At 39.1% G+C, this 18029-nt stretch carries 25 protein-coding genes; all 25 read left to right on the top strand.

Going from position 1 to position 18029, the window contains the following annotated elements; all coding sequences use genetic code 11:
* Positions 1 to 113: flagellin (locus BM057_RS00360; protein WP_281246043.1), on the top strand; the 113-nt coding region annotated here is incomplete at its 5' end.
* A 147-nt stretch (positions 114 to 260) separates the two neighbouring features.
* Complete coding sequence (locus tag BM057_RS00355) at positions 261 to 611, top strand: flagellar protein FlaG (protein WP_052181911.1); 351 nt, start codon at positions 261 to 263, stop codon at positions 609 to 611.
* Positions 612 to 615: 4 nt separating this feature from the next.
* Positions 616 to 2028: a flagellar filament capping protein FliD gene (gene fliD, locus BM057_RS00350; protein WP_092090720.1), complete on the top strand. Its 1413-nt coding sequence runs from the start codon at positions 616 to 618 to the stop codon at positions 2026 to 2028.
* A gap of 36 nt (positions 2029 to 2064) precedes the next feature.
* Positions 2065 to 2400 (top strand): hypothetical protein, encoded by a 336-nt coding sequence (locus tag BM057_RS00345; RefSeq protein WP_047392900.1) that lies wholly within the window; start codon positions 2065 to 2067, stop codon positions 2398 to 2400.
* Positions 2401 to 2423: 23 nt separating this feature from the next.
* Positions 2424 to 2792: a flagellar export chaperone FliS gene (fliS, locus tag BM057_RS00340; protein ID WP_092090719.1), complete on the top strand. Its 369-nt coding sequence runs from the start codon at positions 2424 to 2426 to the stop codon at positions 2790 to 2792.
* Positions 2793 to 3343: 551 nt separating this feature from the next.
* Entirely contained in the window at positions 3344 to 3724 is a 381-nt protein-coding gene (gene flgB / locus BM057_RS00335) for a flagellar basal body rod protein FlgB (RefSeq protein WP_092090718.1), read from the top strand.
* Positions 3725 to 3783: 59 nt separating this feature from the next.
* Complete coding sequence (flgC, locus tag BM057_RS00330) at positions 3784 to 4209, top strand: flagellar basal body rod protein FlgC (RefSeq protein ID WP_092090717.1); 426 nt, start codon at positions 3784 to 3786, stop codon at positions 4207 to 4209.
* A gap of 115 nt (positions 4210 to 4324) precedes the next feature.
* On the top strand, positions 4325 to 4657 hold the full coding sequence (fliE, locus tag BM057_RS00325) for a flagellar hook-basal body complex protein FliE (RefSeq protein ID WP_047392909.1): 333 nt from the start codon (positions 4325 to 4327) through the stop codon (positions 4655 to 4657).
* Between the two features lie 106 nt (positions 4658 to 4763).
* Positions 4764 to 6233, top strand: coding sequence for a flagellar basal-body MS-ring/collar protein FliF (gene fliF / locus BM057_RS00320; protein ID WP_245741757.1), 1470 nt, complete (start codon positions 4764 to 4766; stop codon positions 6231 to 6233).
* An 8-nt stretch (positions 6234 to 6241) separates the two neighbouring features.
* Positions 6242 to 7246 (top strand): flagellar motor switch protein FliG, encoded by a 1005-nt coding sequence (gene fliG / locus BM057_RS00315; protein WP_047392915.1) that lies wholly within the window; start codon positions 6242 to 6244, stop codon positions 7244 to 7246.
* Positions 7230 to 7979, top strand: a complete 750-nt coding sequence (locus BM057_RS00310) for a FliH/SctL family protein (protein WP_092090716.1) — start codon at positions 7230 to 7232, stop codon at positions 7977 to 7979. The genes fliG and BM057_RS00310 overlap by 17 nt, the downstream gene beginning before the upstream one ends.
* Positions 7980 to 7985: 6 nt before the next feature.
* The gene (gene fliI, locus BM057_RS00305; RefSeq protein ID WP_092090715.1) at positions 7986 to 9299 is read left to right on the top strand and encodes a flagellar protein export ATPase FliI; all 1314 of its coding nucleotides are present in this window, start codon (positions 7986 to 7988) and stop codon (positions 9297 to 9299) included.
* Positions 9300 to 9344: 45 nt separating this feature from the next.
* Positions 9345 to 9779, top strand: a complete 435-nt coding sequence (gene fliJ, locus BM057_RS00300) for a flagellar export protein FliJ (RefSeq protein WP_245741756.1) — start codon at positions 9345 to 9347, stop codon at positions 9777 to 9779.
* Between the two features lie 526 nt (positions 9780 to 10305).
* Positions 10306 to 11721: a flagellar hook-length control protein FliK gene (locus tag BM057_RS00295; RefSeq protein ID WP_092090714.1), complete on the top strand. Its 1416-nt coding sequence runs from the start codon at positions 10306 to 10308 to the stop codon at positions 11719 to 11721.
* 13 nt (positions 11722 to 11734) lie between these two features.
* Entirely contained in the window at positions 11735 to 12166 is a 432-nt protein-coding gene (locus BM057_RS00290; RefSeq protein WP_047392924.1) for a flagellar hook capping FlgD N-terminal domain-containing protein, read from the top strand.
* Positions 12156 to 12527, top strand: a complete 372-nt coding sequence (locus BM057_RS00285) for a TIGR02530 family flagellar biosynthesis protein (RefSeq protein ID WP_092090713.1) — start codon at positions 12156 to 12158, stop codon at positions 12525 to 12527. The genes BM057_RS00290 and BM057_RS00285 overlap by 11 nt, the downstream gene beginning before the upstream one ends.
* A 74-nt stretch (positions 12528 to 12601) precedes the next feature.
* On the top strand, positions 12602 to 13450 hold the full coding sequence (locus BM057_RS00280; protein ID WP_092090712.1) for a flagellar hook-basal body complex protein: 849 nt from the start codon (positions 12602 to 12604) through the stop codon (positions 13448 to 13450).
* A gap of 175 nt (positions 13451 to 13625) precedes the next feature.
* Positions 13626 to 13829, top strand: coding sequence for a flagellar FlbD family protein (locus BM057_RS00275; protein ID WP_047392929.1), 204 nt, complete (start codon positions 13626 to 13628; stop codon positions 13827 to 13829).
* Positions 13826 to 14638, top strand: coding sequence for a motility protein A (locus BM057_RS00270; RefSeq protein WP_092090711.1), 813 nt, complete (start codon positions 13826 to 13828; stop codon positions 14636 to 14638). The genes BM057_RS00275 and BM057_RS00270 overlap by 4 nt, the downstream gene beginning before the upstream one ends.
* The gene (locus tag BM057_RS00265) at positions 14631 to 15374 is read left to right on the top strand and encodes an OmpA/MotB family protein (RefSeq protein ID WP_092090710.1); all 744 of its coding nucleotides are present in this window, start codon (positions 14631 to 14633) and stop codon (positions 15372 to 15374) included. Before BM057_RS00270 ends, BM057_RS00265 begins: the two co-directional genes overlap by 8 nt.
* Positions 15371 to 15835, top strand: coding sequence for a flagellar basal body-associated FliL family protein (locus BM057_RS00260; protein ID WP_092090709.1), 465 nt, complete (start codon positions 15371 to 15373; stop codon positions 15833 to 15835). Before BM057_RS00265 ends, BM057_RS00260 begins: the two co-directional genes overlap by 4 nt.
* Positions 15836 to 15856: 21 nt before the next feature.
* Positions 15857 to 16240 (top strand): flagellar biosynthetic protein FliO, encoded by a 384-nt coding sequence (locus tag BM057_RS00255; RefSeq protein WP_052181912.1) that lies wholly within the window; start codon positions 15857 to 15859, stop codon positions 16238 to 16240.
* Positions 16212 to 16979, top strand: coding sequence for a flagellar type III secretion system pore protein FliP (fliP, locus tag BM057_RS00250; RefSeq protein WP_047392940.1), 768 nt, complete (start codon positions 16212 to 16214; stop codon positions 16977 to 16979). Before BM057_RS00255 ends, fliP begins: the two co-directional genes overlap by 29 nt.
* Before the next feature lie 12 nt (positions 16980 to 16991).
* Complete coding sequence (gene fliQ / locus BM057_RS00245; protein WP_047392942.1) at positions 16992 to 17255, top strand: flagellar biosynthesis protein FliQ; 264 nt, start codon at positions 16992 to 16994, stop codon at positions 17253 to 17255.
* A gap of 13 nt (positions 17256 to 17268) precedes the next feature.
* A complete protein-coding gene (gene fliR / locus BM057_RS00240) occupies positions 17269 to 18021 on the top strand; it encodes a flagellar biosynthetic protein FliR (protein ID WP_047392945.1) in 753 nt (250 codons plus the stop codon).
* Positions 18022 to 18029 lie beyond the last annotated feature (8 nt).

The following is an 18029-nucleotide window of genomic DNA, read 5'->3' as shown; positions in this document are numbered from 1 at the left end:
TGGCAGAAGAAATGATGAGCTTTACAAAGAGCAACATCCTTTCTCAAGCATCTACTGCAATGTTGGCGCAAGCTAACCAAATGCCGCAAAGTGTTCTACAATTATTGCAATAGTCTTGATGACGCAAAAGAAAAAGCTGCCTTTTTTGGCGGCTTTTTTGCATATGGTCATAAAAGGCGTTAACTTCTCTATAAATCTTCCGATATAACTAGTGAGGGAAAATAAAAGAAAGATAAGTTGCATTTATTGGAGGTTTGATGATGGATAAAATTCCTAATATACAAGCTGTTCATTTTTTGCAAGATGGAGTGAAATTGAAATACGAAGCAACGAGACAAAAAGTTCTGCCGCAAAATAGTTCTAACAATCAGTTGCAGGAAGATCTATCCTACGAGCGGATCAAGAATGCGGTAGATAAAATAAATGCACATTTACTTGGCAAAAATGCCCATTTTGAAGTGAGTATGCATGAAAAAACGAAACGAATCATGGTCAAGCTGATAAATTCTGAAAATCAGCAAGTCATCAAAGAACTTCCACCTGAAGAAGCCTTAGATAGGATCGCAAATATCTGGGAAATGACAGGACTAGTCATCGATAAAAAGGAGTAATGAAATGGTTTCGACGAGTTCAACAAGTTTTTTGGGTTCTTATTCAGGTATCACAATGGAGACAATTGATCAGCTGATCAGTGCCGAATCTGGAAAGTTGACCCAATATACCAATAAGCAAACAACTTTGACGAATGAAAAAAATGCTTGGAAAGATATCAATACACGTCTAGATAGTCTATCCAGCAAAATGAATACACTGAAAGAAGCGAGTTCTTTTCAATCTAAAGTCATCACGAATAGCAATGAAAGCTTGGTCTCAATCTCAGGAGAGTCTGGAGCACTGAATAGTGACTATACTGTCAGTGTAGAACAACTGGCAACTTCTAGTCAGCTAACTTCTCATCAAATTGATTTGAATGGAAAAAAAGTCGATGAAAAATTGGGACTTTCAGGAACATTGTCTTTTGCAGATGCCGATGGGAAAGAAGTGAAAGTGGATGTTACTGAAAAGCAAAGTTTAAAAGATATTGTCAGTGCAGTTAACCAGCAATCAAAAACGGCTGAATCTGGTTTAAAAGCGACCATTATCGACAATCGGATCGTAGTGACGGACGAGCAAATGGGAAACAGAACGATTACAGCTTCAGGAAACTTAGCGGATCAGTTTGGTTTGAGTGATGCAAAAAATTTAACTGTTGGACAGTCTGCTAAGCTGACAGTTAATGGAATTTCAATCGAACGGAATACCAATAACGTTACAGATGCTGTTGAAGGCTTGACGATCAAGTTAAACAAAGCAACAATCGGTGAGACGGCTAAAATCAATGTAGCTGATGATATAGACAAAACGACCAAGGTCCTTCAAGAATTTGTGGATCAATATAATTCTGTCATGACATATATCGGCGAAACATTGGATGTTGGTGACCCAACTGCCGAAAATAATAAAACTGGCGCTTTAGTCGGTGATAGCGCTGTGGTACGCTTGCAAACTCAGTTGCGTAGTTTAATGGGTTCATCATCCAGTAAGGGCTCAGATGTCAAGAGTTTAAAAAATATCGGGATCGAAATAGATCGTTACGGCAAAGCTTCCTTAGATACCAGTAAATTAAAAAAAGCAATGGCGAAAGATCCAAGTGCTATTCAAAAGTTTTTTTATCAAAAAGAAACCGTAACAGCAGAAGATGGAACGACAACAGAAAAAGAAACCGGTATCCTTTCAGGGTTGAGTACCTTTGTTAATGAATATATCAATAGTACAACAGGAATCATTGCAACAAAATCTTCTTCGATCGATCAGTCGATCAAAGATCTCGACAAGCAGATCGAACAGTTCAATGAGCGCCTAGAAGTTAAACGCCAACGTTACATTACTCAATTCACTGCCTTAGATACAGCAATGATGCAAGCCGAATCGCAAATGCAGTATCTTTCTAGCCAGATTGGATCAGTAACCGGCAATAATGCAAATTAAAGATAAGAAATGTTGAAAGAATGAGGAAAAAGACAAATGCAGCAAATGCGGATACAGCTTCTTAAAAATATGCTGACTCGTTTTGTCACTTGGGATGGCAAAAGCGAGACAGCGGTGAAACTCGTTACAGAAAACCAAGCAGATATAGAAGACCTTCAATCCTTGGATTTGCAACTGAATACTTCTTATACAAAGCAAGAGCAGGAGCTTGCTGAGCAAATTATGGAGAAACAGCAGAATATCTGGTCAGTAATCAAGACTGAACAACAGCATGTACTGCATCAGATGCAGCAGATGAAACAAAAAGATAAAGTGATCCATCATTATTACCAGAACGTCAAAAGATCCGTATTTGTGGATAAAGGACTGTAAACCGTTAAAGGAGGAAAAAATGCATGATGCAGCAACGCCAAGCGCAACATGTCTATAAGCAAAATCAAATCATGACAGCTAATCCTAAGAAACTGATCGTTTTATTATATGACGGCTGTATAAAAAATATGAAACAAGCAGAATTAGCTATTCATGAGCAGCAGATCGAGCAAGCCAATCATGCTTTAAAGAAAGCTCAAGATATTATCTTGGAGCTGCAAAGCACATTAAATTTTGAAGCAGGGGGCGATATCGCCCAAAATTTGAATGATATTTATATTTATTTAATGGATAAGTTAATAGAATCTAACATCAAAAAAGATGCTGAACTTGTTTTACAAAGCCGTAAATTGTTAGAAGATCTACGAGAAGCGTGGACAGAAATCAGTTAAAAAACAAACCAGTAACAAATTGTTGCTTTTTTGACATATTTTGAATAGATTGAAAATCAAACTAAATTAAAAAATTCGATAAAGGATCCTGCGTTTTTTTAGAGCGGGATTCTTTATCGTTTCAAGGATTTAATAACAGGATTAGAAAATAAAAAAACAAAAAGAAGAAAAAATGCAGAGTATTTAAAGAGAGTGAAAAAAGTTAGACAAAACTTGTTAACAAAAAAAGGATTGTAAAACAAAAATTCAAAAGTTATACTATTCTTGTTTTTGAAAACATTTGTCATCTAGTAAAAAAGAAAACTTTCTTCATATTAAGTAAGAGAAAAAACTGAACGAAAAGAGAAAAGAAAAAATGTGTTATATTAACATGTTTGTGAATTTGCTTTTCTTTATTTTTTTACATAAAAAGCAGGGGAAATAAAAAACATTTGTTTATCTTTTAAAAAAAGGAAAAGAGAGCAAGTTGTTTTCAATAGAAATGCGGTAGTCGGTAAACTGAGCAAAAGTCCGAATCTACAATAATAGTAGCTAAAGAAAGGAGGAGCAAAATGGTCGGGAATAATCTGGGTTTGATCAAAAATGCAATGGACGCAGCTCAATTACGACAAGAGATGATTTCCAGTAATATTGCAAACGTGAACACAGAAGGGTATAAAGTCAATAAAGTTGAATTTGAAAGCTTATTACAAGATGCAACAAATGGTGTAGCCATGAAGACAACCAACCAACGACATTTTGGCGGGGAAAACCTGTCAGATGTAGTACCTCGGGTTGAAAAAAGAACCGGAACGACAGTAAAAGACAATGGAAACAATGTGGATATTGAGGTGGAGATGCTAGATCAGTATACTAACAGCATCTACTATGATGCTCTGGTCAATCAATTAAACACGCAATATGCAATGCTAAAAAGTGTCATTACAAAATAGACGCCTTTTTTAAATAGAAAGTTTGTGAATGAATAGACATATCGAGAGGAGATAAGAAAATGTCTGTATTTGATTCAATGCGTATCAACGGCAGCGGTTTAACATTAGAGCGCCTGAAGCTAGATACCATTTCAACTAATGTCGCTAATGTCAATACAACTCGCACAGCGGAAGGCGGTCCGTATCGTAAAAAAGAAGTGACCTTTGAAGAGAATCTGATGAGCAAAAAAAATGGTTTAGGCGGCATGGAAAAGAGTTTTGGCGTGAAACCAACGGGGATCGAAGAAAGCGATGAAATCCTTTTAGCTTATGATCCGCTTAGCCCGGATGCAGATGAAGATGGCTACGTTCAGCAGTCGAACGTCAATATGGCAGATGAGATGGTAGAGATGATGAATACGTTACGTACTTATGAAGCGAATACCACTGCTTTAAATGCCAGTAAAAGCATATTGAAGAAAGCACTGGAAATTTCAGCAAATTAAGAAAACAGCTTAAGTTATTGCAATGAACGTAGGCGGATTCAGGGATAACGACGGTAAGATCGCAAAAATAAACTTTTGCTAATGTAAGAAAAAGCTAAATCAAGGAGTGAATGACATGAACATAGATGCACTTTACAGCAGTTTAATGAATGGAACAGGATCATTAGATTCTCTTTCCAGTATCACAAAGGGCGCAGCGCAAACAGATGAGACACATCAAGCCAATGGCACTGCTTTTTCCAATCTATTCGAGCATTCTTTACAGTCATTGAACGATGCTCAAGTATCTGCAGACCAAGCTGTACAAGGATTGGTGTCAGGAAAGACGGACAATATGCATGACGTGATGATCCAATCAACGGAAGCTCAATTGCAGTTAGAGTTAGCTATCCAAGTAAGAAACAAATTGATGGATGGGTATAACGATATTAAAAATATGCAATATTAACGATGAGGAGCTATGCCAAGAATGGATACGGTAAAACAAACCTGGAGCAACATTCAATCTGGTTGGAAAGGATTGGATAAGAAAAAAAAAGATCGGACTTTTGTTGATGCTGGTACTCATCACAGTCCTCGTGACCAGTTTTACATATTATACAAAGAAAGTGAATTACAGTGTCTTATTTTCAGAATTGGCAGAAGATGACGCAGGTGCCATTGTAGAAGATTTAGATGCTCAAAAAATCGACTATTTGCTGGAAGACAATGGTACAACGATTTTGATCGACAGTCAGTTGGTAGACAAATACCGCATCCAATTAGCTGTAGAAGATAAACTACCGGAAACGTCCACCGGTTTTGAAATCTTTGATGAAACTAGCATGATGGCAACAGATGAAGACCGAAAGATCATGTATCAGCGTGCTGTTTCAGGTGAACTAGAACGCTCGATTGGTACGTTAGACGGTGTGAAAAAAGCCAAAGTCATGTTATCGATACCGGAAGAAAGTGTTTTTGTTACCGAAGCAAATGCAACACAACCTACTGCATCAGTAGTTTTAGAAACGGAGGGCAAAGAACTGCCGCTTTCAGCTGTACAAGGGATTGCCTCGCTTGTTTCAGGAGCTGTTGACGGGCTGCCGATGGAAAACATCCAGATCGTTGATACAAAAGGAACTTTGTTGAGCAGTATTTTGCATACGAATGGCAACAATTCCGTTGATTTAACGAGTCAGTATCAAAAAATGACTGCTGAATACGAAGAACAAATGAAGCAAAAGTTATTGCAAACGTTAGCGCCAGTTTATGGGGTAGAAAACTTGACTGTAGCTGTGCACGCTAAAATGAATTTTGACGCTGTTGAAAAAGAGACAATGAATTATGGCGATGAACATATTCGCAGTGAAAGCGTCCAAGCTTCTGGATCAGGGACGGGCATCGAAAACAATGACAACGGCAATTTGTCCGTCGTAGTAGAAGACGGCAAAGGAGACGAAAGTACCTCTTATAATCGAACTGTCAACAATGAGTTAGATACCGAAACCACTAAAACAGTCCAAGCACCTGGAACGGTTGAAGAAATGACAGCTTCTGTAGTGATCAGTAAAGAGCTAGGCGCAAATGATGAATATCAAATACGAAATATCGTAGCCGCATCATTGGGTATTGAAAATTCTGATCGGACGATTGCGGTCACTGAAGTACCGACTATGCCGGATGAAACAGAAGAAACAGCAAAACCAGTTGTTGGAGAAGATCTTGACTGGAAGAGCTTCTTACGGAAATACTGGCCGTTCTTAGCGGGAGCAGCAGTGATTATGGTACTCGTGATGATGCTGATTCGAGCATTGCGCAAAAACAGCGAAATGGAAGATGAATTTTTAGATTACTACGTGAAGTCAGATGAAAAATTTACCGCTGCACCTAGAAGTGAGACAGAAGAAACTGCTCAAAAAGAAGCCGATTTGAAAGAGCAATTGAACCAAGCAATGAATGACAAAGAAGAAAAAGTGAAGAAACTAGCCAAAGATGATCCTGAAGCAGCAGCGGATCTAATCAAAATCTGGCTAAAAGATGAGTAGGTGAGCATATGGAAAACGTAGAAGGAATAAAAAAGGCAGCCATTTTGATGATTACCTTGGGTTCAGAAACTTCTGCTCAGATCATGAAGTTGCTGCCAGATAGTTATATTCAAAAAGTCAGCTACGAGATCGCCAATATCGATTACGTCAAACCAGAAGAGCGAGATGCGATCATTAATGAATTTATTGAAATGCAGCAGGCGCGTTCCTATATCATTGACGGCGGGATCGATTATGCAAAAAACTTGTTGAATAAGGCGCTTGGTGCGCAGCGTGCCAAAGAAGTGATCGATATGTTGAATCAAATTCAATTAAGAGAGCGGCCGTTCAATATTGCACGAAAAGCTGATCCTCAGCAATTGAAAGCTGTCTTAATGAATGAACAACCGCAAACCGTTGCCTTGATTTTGTGTTACATGCAGCCAGAAAAAGCGGCCCAAATCTTAGCAGAATTTCCTATTGAACAGCAATCTGAAATAGCTGAACGTATTGGAACGATCAGCAATACTTCGCCGATCGTGATCGAGAAAATTGAAAAAGTGATCGAGAATAAATTCTCAAATTACGTTGACAATGATACTGAAACTGTCGGCGGTGTCCAAACATTGGCTGAGATCTTGAATTCTGTCGGCAGAAGTACAGAGAAGAATATCATCAGTGAATTGGAAACGAAGCAACCGGAATTAGCAGAAGAAGTCAAAGCTAAATTATTTACATTTGAAGATATCGTAACGCTCCAAGAAAGCGATGTTCAAAAGGTATTGCGTCAGGTCAACAACGACGATTTGATGATGGCGCTGAAAGGCGTTTCCGAAGAGATCAAGAATTTTATTTTCAACAACCTGTCTTCTCGCCAAGTAGAAACGCTAAAAGAAGATATGCAATTTATGGGCCCGACACGCTTATCGGCTGTTGAGGAAGCTCAGCAACGCGTGGTAGCTGTGATTCGTCAATTGGATGAAAAAGGCGAAATTTATTTGAGAAGAGGAGAGCAAGATGTCATTATCTCATAAAATCATTAAAGCCCAGCATGCGCTTGCAGAAGAATGTTTTTCACCGATCAAAACGGATGTCCTTGCTGTTCCAGTATTTTCACGTAAGAAGGAAGAATCAAGTGAACGATCAGCATTAGAAAAAGAAAAAAGCAATCTTTATTTACTAGAAGCACAAAGAGAAGCGGATGCTTTGATCAAGCAGGCGAAAGAAGAAGCAGCCGTTTTAAAGCAAACAGCTGAACAAGAAGGTTATGCAGTTGGACAACAACAAGGATACCAAGAGGGTTATACGCATGGGTATCAAGAAGCTATGGTAAAAGGTCAAGCTGAAAGCGAACAGCTGAAACAGCATGCTGTGCAGCTGTTACTAGAGGCTGAAGAGCAAACGCAACTGTACTACAAAGAAAAAAAAGAGGAGTGGCTAGAATTGGCAGCCGTTATGGCTGAAAATATTGTCCATGAAACGATTGATGCTTCTTCCGAAAAAGTGTTGTCTCTAGTCTATCCAGTGATCCATCGTTTAAAGAAAGAAGATCAGTTGATTCTATTGACTGTCAGACCTGACCAGAAAGCGTTTGTAAAAGAAAAGCTGAGTCATTTGGAACAACAGGCCGAAGCACGCTTTGTTGTGTTGACCGATCATTCATTGGAAAGAAATGGCTGCATCATTGAAACGGCTCATAGTATTACGGACTTGCAAGTCAGTCGACAGCTGGAAAATATGCTGGATGAAATGAAGAAAATGGAGTGACGATTTATGATGGAAATCCCTTTTGACCGGTATCAGGATATGCTGAAAAAAAAGCCGTTCTACACCAAAATGGGAAAAGTCAGCCAAGTGACCGGTTTGATCATTAAAGTGGAAGGATTAGAAGCTTTTATCGGAGAAGTTTGCGAGATTCTTATCAAATCGAGTGGAAAAACTGCTTTGAGCGAAGTTGTCGGTTTTGTAGGAGAAACAGTGCTATTGATGCCGTTGGATGAAGTGGAGGGGATCGGCCCAGGTTGTCTCGTTCGCCCAACCGGTTCAACATTGAAAATCGAGATCAGCGAGCAATTGCTGGGAACAACGATGGATGGCTTGGGACGGCCAATGTATCAAGACATGGAAATCGATGGTGAGTTGTATAACGTTAATCAGCCGGCTCCAAATCCTTTTACACGTCGAAAGATTCAAGAAGTGATCAGTACCGGCATTAAAGCAATCGATGGTACTTTGACAGTCGGCGAAGGGCAACGTGTCGGCATATTTGCCGGAAGCGGAGTCGGAAAGAGCACCTTGCTTGGCATGATAGCACGTTACTGTGAAGCAGATGTGATTGTGATCGGTTTGATCGGTGAACGGGGACGCGAAGTTTTGGAGTTCATCGAAAAAGATCTTGGTCCAGAAGGGTATCAAAAATCTGTTGTTGTATGTGCCACTTCTGATATGCCGCCGCTGGTTCGATTAAAAGGGGCTTCGGTTGCTACAGCAATCGCCGAATATTTCCGTGATCAAGGCAAAAAAGTTGTATTGATGATGGATTCAGTCACGCGTGTAGCAATGGCGCAGCGAGAGATTGGGCTAGCCACTGGAGAACCTCCAACTTCTAAGGGGTACACACCTTCTGTTTTTACGACTTTGCCAAAGTTGCTGGAACGTAGTGGGATGTCAGATAAAGGTTCGATCACTGCTTTCTATACGGTCTTAGTTGAAGGAGACGATATGAACGAACCGATCGCCGATACTGTACGAGGAATATTGGATGGACACATTGTGCTATCGCGAAAGATTGCTTCTGAAAACCATTATCCAGCTATTGATATTCAAGCCAGCATCAGTCGTTTGATGAAAGAAATCGTAGACGAGCAACACTACCAAATAGCTGGAAAGCTCAAAGAAAATATGGCGGTTTATGCTGAATCGAAAGATTTGATCGATGTGGGCGCCTATCGTCAGGGAAGCAGTCCAATGGTTGACCGTGCCATCCAATTAAATCATCCGATCAAAGACTTTTTGAAGCAAAAAGTAGATGAACCGTCAACCTTTGAAGAAACTAAAGAACAATTATATGACATTTTCAAAAGATAATCGGGCAAGATTGAATGAAGCGGTTAACGTAAAGGAAGTGGTAAAATGAGCCATTATCAGTTTTCTATGGAGAAAATATTAGACTGGCGGTTAGATCAAGAAGATGCAGCCAAAAGAAGACTCGTTGCAGTGCAGCAAAAGTTGCAGCAACAACAAACAATCTTGGATGAACTCATTCAAGAAAATATCCTGATTAAAAATGCTAGCTTAAAAATAAGCCAAATTGAAATATTAAAAAATCAATCACTTTACAAAGAAATGGTCAATGAAAAAATTTTGCGCCAAAAAAACCTTTTGACCCAAATAGAAAGTGAAGTCCAACAAGCACAAGAAGCTTTAATGGAAGCACATAAAGATAAGAAAGCTATGGAAAAGCTAAAAGAAAAAGAATACATATTTACGATCGAAAAAGAAAAAAAAGAAGAACAAAAACAACTAGATGAAATCGCCACCCTAAGCTACGGAAGAACCATGTACTAAAAAGGCAAGATGCGGAGAAAGTCTGCAAGAACCGCAAGAATCGTAAGCAGACTAAGCATTGAGCATGCTATAAGAAACAGTTTATCGCACACTCAAGAGCTAAGACAGGTTTGAGTATGTGATAAGAGACCGTTTATCGCACACTCAAGAGCTGAAACAGGTTCGAGTATGTGATAAGAGGCCGTTTATTGCACACTCAAGAGTTAAGACAGGTTTGAGTATGTGATAAGAGACCGTTTAATGCACACTCAAGAGCTAAAACAGGTTTGAGTATGTGATAAGAGACTCTTTATTGCACACTCAAGAGCTAAAACAGGTTTGAGTATGTGATAAGAGAACGTTTATCGCACACTCAAGAGCTAAGACAGGTTTGAGTATGTGATAAGAGACCGTTTATTGCACACTCAGAAGCAAAATAGGTTTGAGTTGGCATTAAAGAATATTAAAGAATGCAGCCCGTTTACCTAAAGGATATACAAAGAACAATACGAATTTCGAGCCTTTTTGATCATCCATTTGAAAGGGGGTGAACGAGACGATCCGTGCGATAACAAATGCAACTTCTATACCGAATAAGGCCATAGCGGAAGAATATAACGCCCAAGAAAAAATTCCGGCTGACTTTGCCGCTTTCCTGTCTCAATGTTTAAATCAAGACGAGGAACAAAAAGAAATAACGTTGTCAGATGAAACTGCTCAAGAAAGTGAATCGATCGAGTTGATAGAAGAAAAAACGCAAGAAACGGGAGCGGCGGATAATCAAGACGAGCAATGGCTGATCAATCCGGAGACAGCAGTATTTTTTAGACAATCGTTTTTGCAAAGTGAAAACAAACTAACGCAATTGGGAATGACTGAAGCCAGGGAAGAAGTAATGGGACTTGCAGCAACAGCAACTACAGGTACACTTGAAAGAGTTGAGCGTAATGAAGGTCAAACTGAACCATTGCTTGAAGGATTTGAGCAAAAAGGAACAGCTGCAGAAAATGATGTAATCGGAGAGCTTGAAATAAACGATGAAGAAACTAGATCGAAATCAATGCCAGAACAGATAGCAGATGAAAGCAATCGAGCTCAAGAAGCTGTTACACAAATGAAAGGTACTCTTAAATCGCAGCCAGAAAAAGTAACGGTAAATGAAACGTTAGCTGACACAGAAAATAAAGGAATTGCTGTAGAAATACAAAATAAAGAAAAATATGTGATCCAAAAAGACCAATCAGCTCCAAGTGACCAAGTGATTGAAAATAAGAGTGAACAGAAAACTAATCATCAAAGTCAGTTTGCAGCAGATGATGAAAAGATATTTATCAGACGAGAAGAAGCGAAACTTTCTTCAGAGCATCAACTAACGGAACGTATGACAAATGGATTAAAGACAGCTTTTTCTGTGTTAGAAGAAATCGAAGAAGGCAGCACATTTGCTAAAGACAGCACACCGGTACAATCTTTGACAAATCAGCAGCTGGCTTTAGAGTCAAATGCAATAGTAAAAGACAGTCCTTTATTGGCTACAGCGGAAACAATAGAAACCGTCTTTTTAAGCCAGGCAGAAGTACTGAAAAAAGGAGATACTGTCCTAGCAAAACTGACTTTAAAACCGGAAACGTTAGGAGAAATAAATATCCATTTGTCATTAAAAGATAATCAGCTGATATCTAAAATCGTAGTCCAGCGTCCTGAAACAAAGGAATTGTTTGAAAAAAACTTGCAGCAGCTGACAACGACATTAGCTGATCGAAATATTCAGCTCAGTGAAGTCCAAATCAATTTAGACAGCCAAGCACAAAACGGCTTTTCATTTTCACATCCGTCTCAACAAGAAGAAAGCCAACAGCAGCCTTTTTACATGAAAACAAGTTTATTGTCGGAAGAAAGGCCAGTAATGTCAGAAGAAAGTGAACAGAAAGATCTTTCTTCAAGCATCAGTATTTTAGCTTAAAAGGAGAAACGCAATGGAAATACCTTCAGATTTTATGATTGGATCAGCAGATACTTTAAAAAATCAACAACAAAAAACGAATGCAGACTTATCATCAGAAGACTTTTTGCAAATTTTAGCTTCTTCTATAAAAAATCCTTCATTTGGAGGAGAAAGCGGCGGAAGCAATGACAGTACGGATTATATCTCTCAAATGGTGCAGTTTTCAATGATGGATCAATTAACAGAGTTGACCCAAGCTGTTAGTGCCAATTTAGTTATGACGCAGCAGCAGCAAGGTTTGAATATGATGGGTAAAGAGGTAACCGTTTTAGATGACACTTCTTTTGTCAATGGCAAAGTGGAAAAAGTCCGTTTCATGAACGGTTATGCAACGATTCAAGTCAATGGCAAAGAATATTCATTAAATGATGTTGTCGAAGTAGAGATGTCAAATGACGTTTAGAATAGGAGAAACACAGCTACAAGCAAATCAGCCGAACACTACTGTCAATCCTAAAGTAGACCGCACTTTCAGTACATTTCTGGATGAAGCCTTGCAGACAAAGCCAGCTAAAGAGAGTATCAAAATCTCGCACCATGCGCAGAAAAGGCTAAATGAAAGAGGACTTCATTTAGAGAAAGCCGACATGAAAGCTTTAGAAACGGCTTTTGAAGAACTAGGACAAAAAGGCTCGAAAGACTCATTGATTTTTTATAAAGATATGGCGCTGATCGCTAGTATCCATAACCGCACGATCATTACTGCACAGAATCGAAATGAAATCAAAATGATCACCAATATTGACAGTGCAATGCAACTATAAAACTGGCTGGACCTAACGGAAGCCAATAGTCCACTGACTGACTGATGTGGAACAAACAAATGGAGGAAAAAAACATGTTAAAATCTCTAAATTCTGGAGTAACTGGAATGAAAAATCAACAAACAAAGATGGATGTCATCGCAAATAATATTGCTAATGTTAGCACCACTGGTTTTAAAACAGGACGGGTACGCTTTGAAGATATGATCAGCCAAACAAATACCAACGCTCAAGCTGGAATCAATGCACAACAAGTTGGATTGGGTGTGCAAACGAGTGCAATCGATACGATCATGACAGGCGGTTCTTTGCAATCAACAGGGCGTTCATTAGATTTTGGGATCGAAAACGGCGACAGCTCTTTCTTTACTGTAAGCAGCGACGGCAGTACTGAAAATTTAGCTTATACACGTGATGGTGGATTTTATACAGATGCCAGCGGAAAGTTGGTTACGTCAAGCGGGCTAAGTATCATGGGATACACGACAGGTGCAGATGGAAAGCTAAACGAAAACAATTTGCAGCCGTTGAAGATCGATAAGGAAATCACAGTCAACGGCAATACATATGAACTGCAAAGCTATAACATCGATAGCGAAGGGGTGATTCGAGGCTCTTACAGTGATGGTGAATCACATGTTTTAGGCCAAATTGTTTTGACTAATTTTTCAAATCCAGACGGCTTAGAAAAATCAGGCGGCAATCTGTATAGTCGTACCATTAATTCAGGCGAACCCACAATAGGCAAACCCGGTTCGACTGGCTATGGAAAAGTTCAATCCGGCTTTTTAGAAATGTCAAATGTTGACTTGGCAAATGAATTTACCGAAATGATCATCACTAACAGAGCTTATCAAGCCAACTCAAGGAGTATCACCACATCAGACGGCATGCTGGAAGAACTCATCAACTTGAAACGATAAGATCCAGTCTTTTAACGCCTGCTATGCAAATTGAACTAAAGAGCTCGTACTGAGGCAACTCGGAGATCAAAGTGAACCTGAGTCGACAATATACGAGCTCATCATGATGACTCGCAGGCCAAATAAGTTCAAGACGACGATATAAAAGTTTTCGTGTGGGAAATGAGGCAGAAGAATGATTCGTTTAACAGCAGTTTCAGGAGAAACATTTGTATTGAATAGTGATTTGATTTACCGGGTCGATCGTTCTTTTGACACCATTATTACCTTAGTGGATGGGAAAACGGTACGGGTAAAAGATACAGAAGAAAAGATCATCGAAAAGGTGATCCAGTATAAGAGAAAAATCGGACAGCATTTTCCGGAGGTGGAAAAGTGAAGAAAAACTTATTGCCTTTGATCAGCTTTATTGCAGGAATTGCCTTGATCGTTTGGTCGATCACATCTAGTGGAGAAATCAGCAGTTTTCTAGACGGGCCTTCTTTGATCATTACATTAGGCGGTTCATTTTGTGCGCTGCTGATCAGTTTTCCGTTTAAAGATATTAAAAAAGTGCCAGCTTTGCTGAAACAATTATTTTCTTTAACACAAGAAGACACGGCAGGATTTATAGAAACCGTCGTTGATTTGTCAAGAAAATCTCGCAGTCAAGGCATCTTAGCAATCGAAGAAGAGGTAGAACAGCTGGACAATGAGATGTTGGCATTTGGTTTAAGCATGGTAGTGGATGGTGTGGAGTCAGAAGATTTGAAAGAAATACTAGAGATCAAAGCTGACAACATTGAACAACGTCATAACATAGGACATGAAATTTTTGCAAAATGGGGCGAGTTAGCGCCAGGTTTTGGAATGCTGGGGACATTGATTGGACTGATCATTATGTTGGGGCAGTTAAATGACCCTAGCACGATTGGTTCGGGAATGGCTACAGCTTTGATCACAACTTTCTACGGAAGTCTTTTAGCAAATTTGGTCTTTCTTCCAGTCGCTACCAACTTGAAAATGCAGACAGAAGAAGAGATGCAGCGTTGTGAAATGGCGATCGAAGCAGTTTTGTCGATCCAAGCTGGTCAAAATCCACGAACGATCGAACAAAAATTGAGCAGTTATTTATCGAAATCTGCAGAAGAAAGCCGACAAAAAGCAACAGAAGAAATCAGTCAACAAAAGGAAGAGCATTATGTCTAGAAGAAAAAGAAAAAAAGAAAGTTCTTCTGGCGGCGGAGGCGGATGGATCACAACCTTTTCTGATTTAATGTCTTTACTTCTGACATTTTTTATTTTGCTTTTTTCCATGTCGACGGTCAGCGACGAGAAGTTTTCACAAGCTTCACAATCGATCAACACAGCTTTTGCAAATGGAAGTGGCATTCTTCCAGAAGAAACAAGTATTACCAGTTCTGATAACAAAGCAGCAGAAGAAGCATCGGAAAAAAAGATTCCACAAGAATTGATTGAGATGTACAACACAGTCGTTGGATATTTGAAAGACAAAGAAATGGATGCCACAGTGACGGTTGAAGTTGACTCAGAAGGGCTTTATATGAATATCCAAGAATCTATTTTGTTTGCTTCTGGAAAAGCAGACATTTCTGCGACAGGTGAACAGACTTTGGATGACTTAGCAGGTATCATTAAAAAATTTGATAATCAGATCATTGTAGAAGGATATACCGATAATGTGCCTAATGTCCATTCTAAATACGAAACAAACTGGGAATTATCAACCGCTAGAGCTGTCTCTGTATTGAGATACTTAACAGAACAGCAGCAAATCAAACCAACACGTTTATCTGCTAGAGGATATGGCGAATACAGCCCAATCGCGCCAAATGACACAGTTCAAAATAAAGCAAAAAATAGAAGAGTGAATATCGTGATGCTGTATGACAGCGATGAGCAGCAGGAGGAACAAAAGAAATGAAAGAGTCAGGAAAAACAGATAACAAGTTAAAAAAGATATTGATCGTCGTGATCATTTTGCTAGTGCTGTCAGTCGGGTCATTGCTGGGGATCGGTTTAAAATCGGGCAAGGCAAAAGAAATGGTAGAAGCTGCCATGAATCCCGAAGTAGAGACGACCGTACCGCTAGAGGAGTTTTTAGTCAATTTGGATGAGGATAAAGCGGTAGGTTCTCAGTATTTAAAAATTGAACTGTCAGTGTATTCAATGGATAAAGAGGCAGAGAAATTATTGACAGAAAATGCAGCACAAGTTAGAGATGCTGTGATCACTGTTTTACATAGTCAAACACCAGAAACTATTTTTAAAAAAGATCAATCCGGTTCATTGATCGTAAAACACGAGATTGTTGAAAAAATCAATGATGTTTTGGAACAGCCTATTGTCCAAGACGTCTACATCACCAACATTGTCGTGCAGTAAATAAAAGAAAGGAAGGCTTTCATGAATTTCGGAACAGGCATGGGATATTTGTTAAAGAGCATAGCAGCGTTAGTCTTGATTATTTATTTGGCTAATCTACTTTTACGCTATTTAAATGGACTATCTTCCAAAAAAACACAATCGCTCCAGGTCATTGAGCGTCTGCCGCTAAGTAAAACTTCTTCGCTTTGTATAGTGAAAGTTGTGGAGACTTATTATCTGATGAGCTTTACTGAAGGAAAAAATGAACTATTAAAGACATTGTCAGAAGCAGAAATCAGAGTGATCCAACAATTACAGGAAGAAAAGAAAGAAACAGCGGTACCGGAACAGTTTGAAGGGATGATCAAAGCGTTGCTTGAACAGAAACAATCACATGCTGAAAAGAGGCAGAAACGTGGGTAAACAGATTTTTCTTATTGCGAGCGGGTTCGTAGCTTTCTTTAGTTTTCCGAAAAATGTTCAGGCAGCTGAATTGCTTGATACTGTATCCGATACTTTAAAAAATTCAACTGGAACAAATTCAGATACGATTCAATTGTTTGTTTTGCTAACACTTTTGAGTTTGGGCAGCGCCTTTCTTGTACTGACCACATCTTTTACGCGTATCGTAGTGGTCTTATCTTTCACTAGAAGTTCTTTAGGAACTCAACAAAACCCGCCTAATATCGTTTTGACCGGTCTTGCGATTTTTTTGACCTTCTTTATCATGAAACCTGTCTACAACCAGGTTATAGATGAGGCCGTCACACCTTATTTGAATGACGAGATCTCATTAGAAGAGGCCATTGATATTGGCGAAGATCCGCTGAAAGATTTTATGTCCAGACAAACAAGAGATAAAGATATTCAACTGTTTCTAGATATCTCTGGTGAAAAACAGCCGCAAGACCTGGAAGACTTGTCGATGACGGTTTTAGTACCAGCGTTTGCGATCAGTGAACTCAGAACAGCTTTTAGTATTGGTTTTTTGATTTTTATTCCTTTTTTAGTGATCGATATGGTCGTTGCCAGCATTTTAATGTCAATGGGGATGTTCATGTTATCGCCAGTTATGATCTCATTGCCGTTCAAGTTATTACTATTTGTATTAGTCGATGGCTGGTATTTAGTTGTAGAGTCCCTTGTTCAAGGCTTCCAGTAGAGGTGAATGCAGATGACGATCGTATCCGTTTTAGATATTTTAAGAGAAGCTTTTATGACCATGATCACGATAGCAGCTCCAACGCTGGTCATCGCTCTCGTGATTGGTTTGGTCATCAGTATTTTACAAGCAACGACACAATTGCAGGAACAAACGCTGAGTTTTGTCCCTAAAATTTTGGCTGTAGTTGTTTCCTTGATCATTTTCGGCAACTTTATGTTGAATACATTGATTGCCTTTACGCAAAAGATTTTTGAAATGATTGCAGAACTTTGATGGAGGGTGAAAAATGGCAGATTTACAACAAATGTTACTGATTGTCTTGCGTGTAGCGACATTTATCGTCGTTTGTCCCGGTTTTTCTTTTACGGGTCTGCCGAATCTCATTAAAGTAACCCTTTCTTTTGGTATTTCCTTAGTCCTGTTTCCTTTGATCCCTGAAATGGGCAGTGAGTTATCAACATTGGCATTGATCTTGATCGCGGTAAAAGAATGCTTGGTCGGTTTTGCACTTGGTTACATTTGCCGGCTATTTTTTACAGCTGTAGAAATTGCAGGTAAACTGGTTGATTTTCAAGTTGGCTTTTCAATGGGAGAAACTTTCAATCCTAGTTTAGGCATCAGCGTTTCTAACTATGGTCAAGTTTACTACTGGCTGTCGATGGCTGTCTTTTTTTTAACAGACTTACATCACGTCGTTCTTCAAAGCCTGGTTCAATCTTTTACTTACTTTCCGCTCACCAGCCAACATTTAGGAAATTTTGGTGTGGAAGGGATATTGAAGCTGTTTGTTCAAATGTTTGAAACGAGTTTAACGCTAGCTGCGCCGTTAATGATTGTAGCGATGATTTCTGAAATTGTTTTAGGATTGATTTCTAGAAGTGTACCGCAAATCAATGTGCTGATTTTAGGGATGCCGTTGAAAGTGCTGATGAGTTTGTTTTTTACATTGATTTTTTTGCCGCCGCTCTTGAATGGCATCAAAGAAACTTTGCCCAAAATGGTTTATTATATGAATGAATTTATGCAGTCTTTACCGTAATAGAAAGC

The organism is Pisciglobus halotolerans (assembly GCF_900113675.1).
Taxonomy (GTDB): domain Bacteria; phylum Bacillota; class Bacilli; order Lactobacillales; family Carnobacteriaceae; genus Pisciglobus; species Pisciglobus halotolerans.
Note: the sequence above shows the minus strand (reverse complement) of the source record. Positions and strands in the feature narration are given on the sequence as shown.

Excerpts from the sequence above, each read along its gene's own strand:
- fliG (WP_047392915.1), top strand. The coding sequence starts at position 6,242 with ATGGAAAACGTAGAAGGAATAAAAAAGGCAGCCATTTTGATGATTACC.
- fliP (WP_047392940.1), top strand. The coding sequence starts at position 16,212 with ATGCTGAAAAGAGGCAGAAACGTGGGTAAACAGATTTTTCTTATTGCG.
- BM057_RS00280 (WP_092090712.1), top strand. The coding sequence starts at position 12,602 with ATGTTAAAATCTCTAAATTCTGGAGTAACTGGAATGAAAAATCAACAA.
- fliJ (WP_245741756.1), top strand. The coding sequence starts at position 9,345 with ATGAGCCATTATCAGTTTTCTATGGAGAAAATATTAGACTGGCGGTTA.
- BM057_RS00260 (WP_092090709.1), top strand. The coding sequence starts at position 15,371 with ATGAAAGAGTCAGGAAAAACAGATAACAAGTTAAAAAAGATATTGATC.
- fliQ (WP_047392942.1), top strand. The coding sequence starts at position 16,992 with ATGACGATCGTATCCGTTTTAGATATTTTAAGAGAAGCTTTTATGACC.
- fliR (WP_047392945.1), top strand. The coding sequence starts at position 17,269 with ATGGCAGATTTACAACAAATGTTACTGATTGTCTTGCGTGTAGCGACA.
- fliD (WP_092090720.1), top strand. The coding sequence starts at position 616 with ATGGTTTCGACGAGTTCAACAAGTTTTTTGGGTTCTTATTCAGGTATC.
- fliE (WP_047392909.1), top strand. The coding sequence starts at position 4,325 with ATGAACATAGATGCACTTTACAGCAGTTTAATGAATGGAACAGGATCA.
- BM057_RS00275 (WP_047392929.1), top strand. The coding sequence starts at position 13,626 with ATGATTCGTTTAACAGCAGTTTCAGGAGAAACATTTGTATTGAATAGT.
- BM057_RS00265 (WP_092090710.1), top strand. The coding sequence starts at position 14,631 with ATGTCTAGAAGAAAAAGAAAAAAAGAAAGTTCTTCTGGCGGCGGAGGC.
- fliF (WP_245741757.1), top strand. The coding sequence starts at position 4,764 with ATGCTGGTACTCATCACAGTCCTCGTGACCAGTTTTACATATTATACA.
- flgB (WP_092090718.1), top strand. The coding sequence starts at position 3,344 with ATGGTCGGGAATAATCTGGGTTTGATCAAAAATGCAATGGACGCAGCT.
- BM057_RS00290 (WP_047392924.1), top strand. The coding sequence starts at position 11,735 with ATGGAAATACCTTCAGATTTTATGATTGGATCAGCAGATACTTTAAAA.
- flgC (WP_092090717.1), top strand. The coding sequence starts at position 3,784 with ATGTCTGTATTTGATTCAATGCGTATCAACGGCAGCGGTTTAACATTA.
- BM057_RS00255 (WP_052181912.1), top strand. The coding sequence starts at position 15,857 with ATGAATTTCGGAACAGGCATGGGATATTTGTTAAAGAGCATAGCAGCG.
- BM057_RS00345 (WP_047392900.1), top strand. The coding sequence starts at position 2,065 with ATGCAGCAAATGCGGATACAGCTTCTTAAAAATATGCTGACTCGTTTT.
- BM057_RS00355 (WP_052181911.1), top strand. The coding sequence starts at position 261 with ATGGATAAAATTCCTAATATACAAGCTGTTCATTTTTTGCAAGATGGA.
- BM057_RS00285 (WP_092090713.1), top strand. The coding sequence starts at position 12,156 with ATGACGTTTAGAATAGGAGAAACACAGCTACAAGCAAATCAGCCGAAC.
- fliI (WP_092090715.1), top strand. The coding sequence starts at position 7,986 with ATGATGGAAATCCCTTTTGACCGGTATCAGGATATGCTGAAAAAAAAG.
- fliS (WP_092090719.1), top strand. The coding sequence starts at position 2,424 with ATGATGCAGCAACGCCAAGCGCAACATGTCTATAAGCAAAATCAAATC.
- BM057_RS00310 (WP_092090716.1), top strand. The coding sequence starts at position 7,230 with ATGTCATTATCTCATAAAATCATTAAAGCCCAGCATGCGCTTGCAGAA.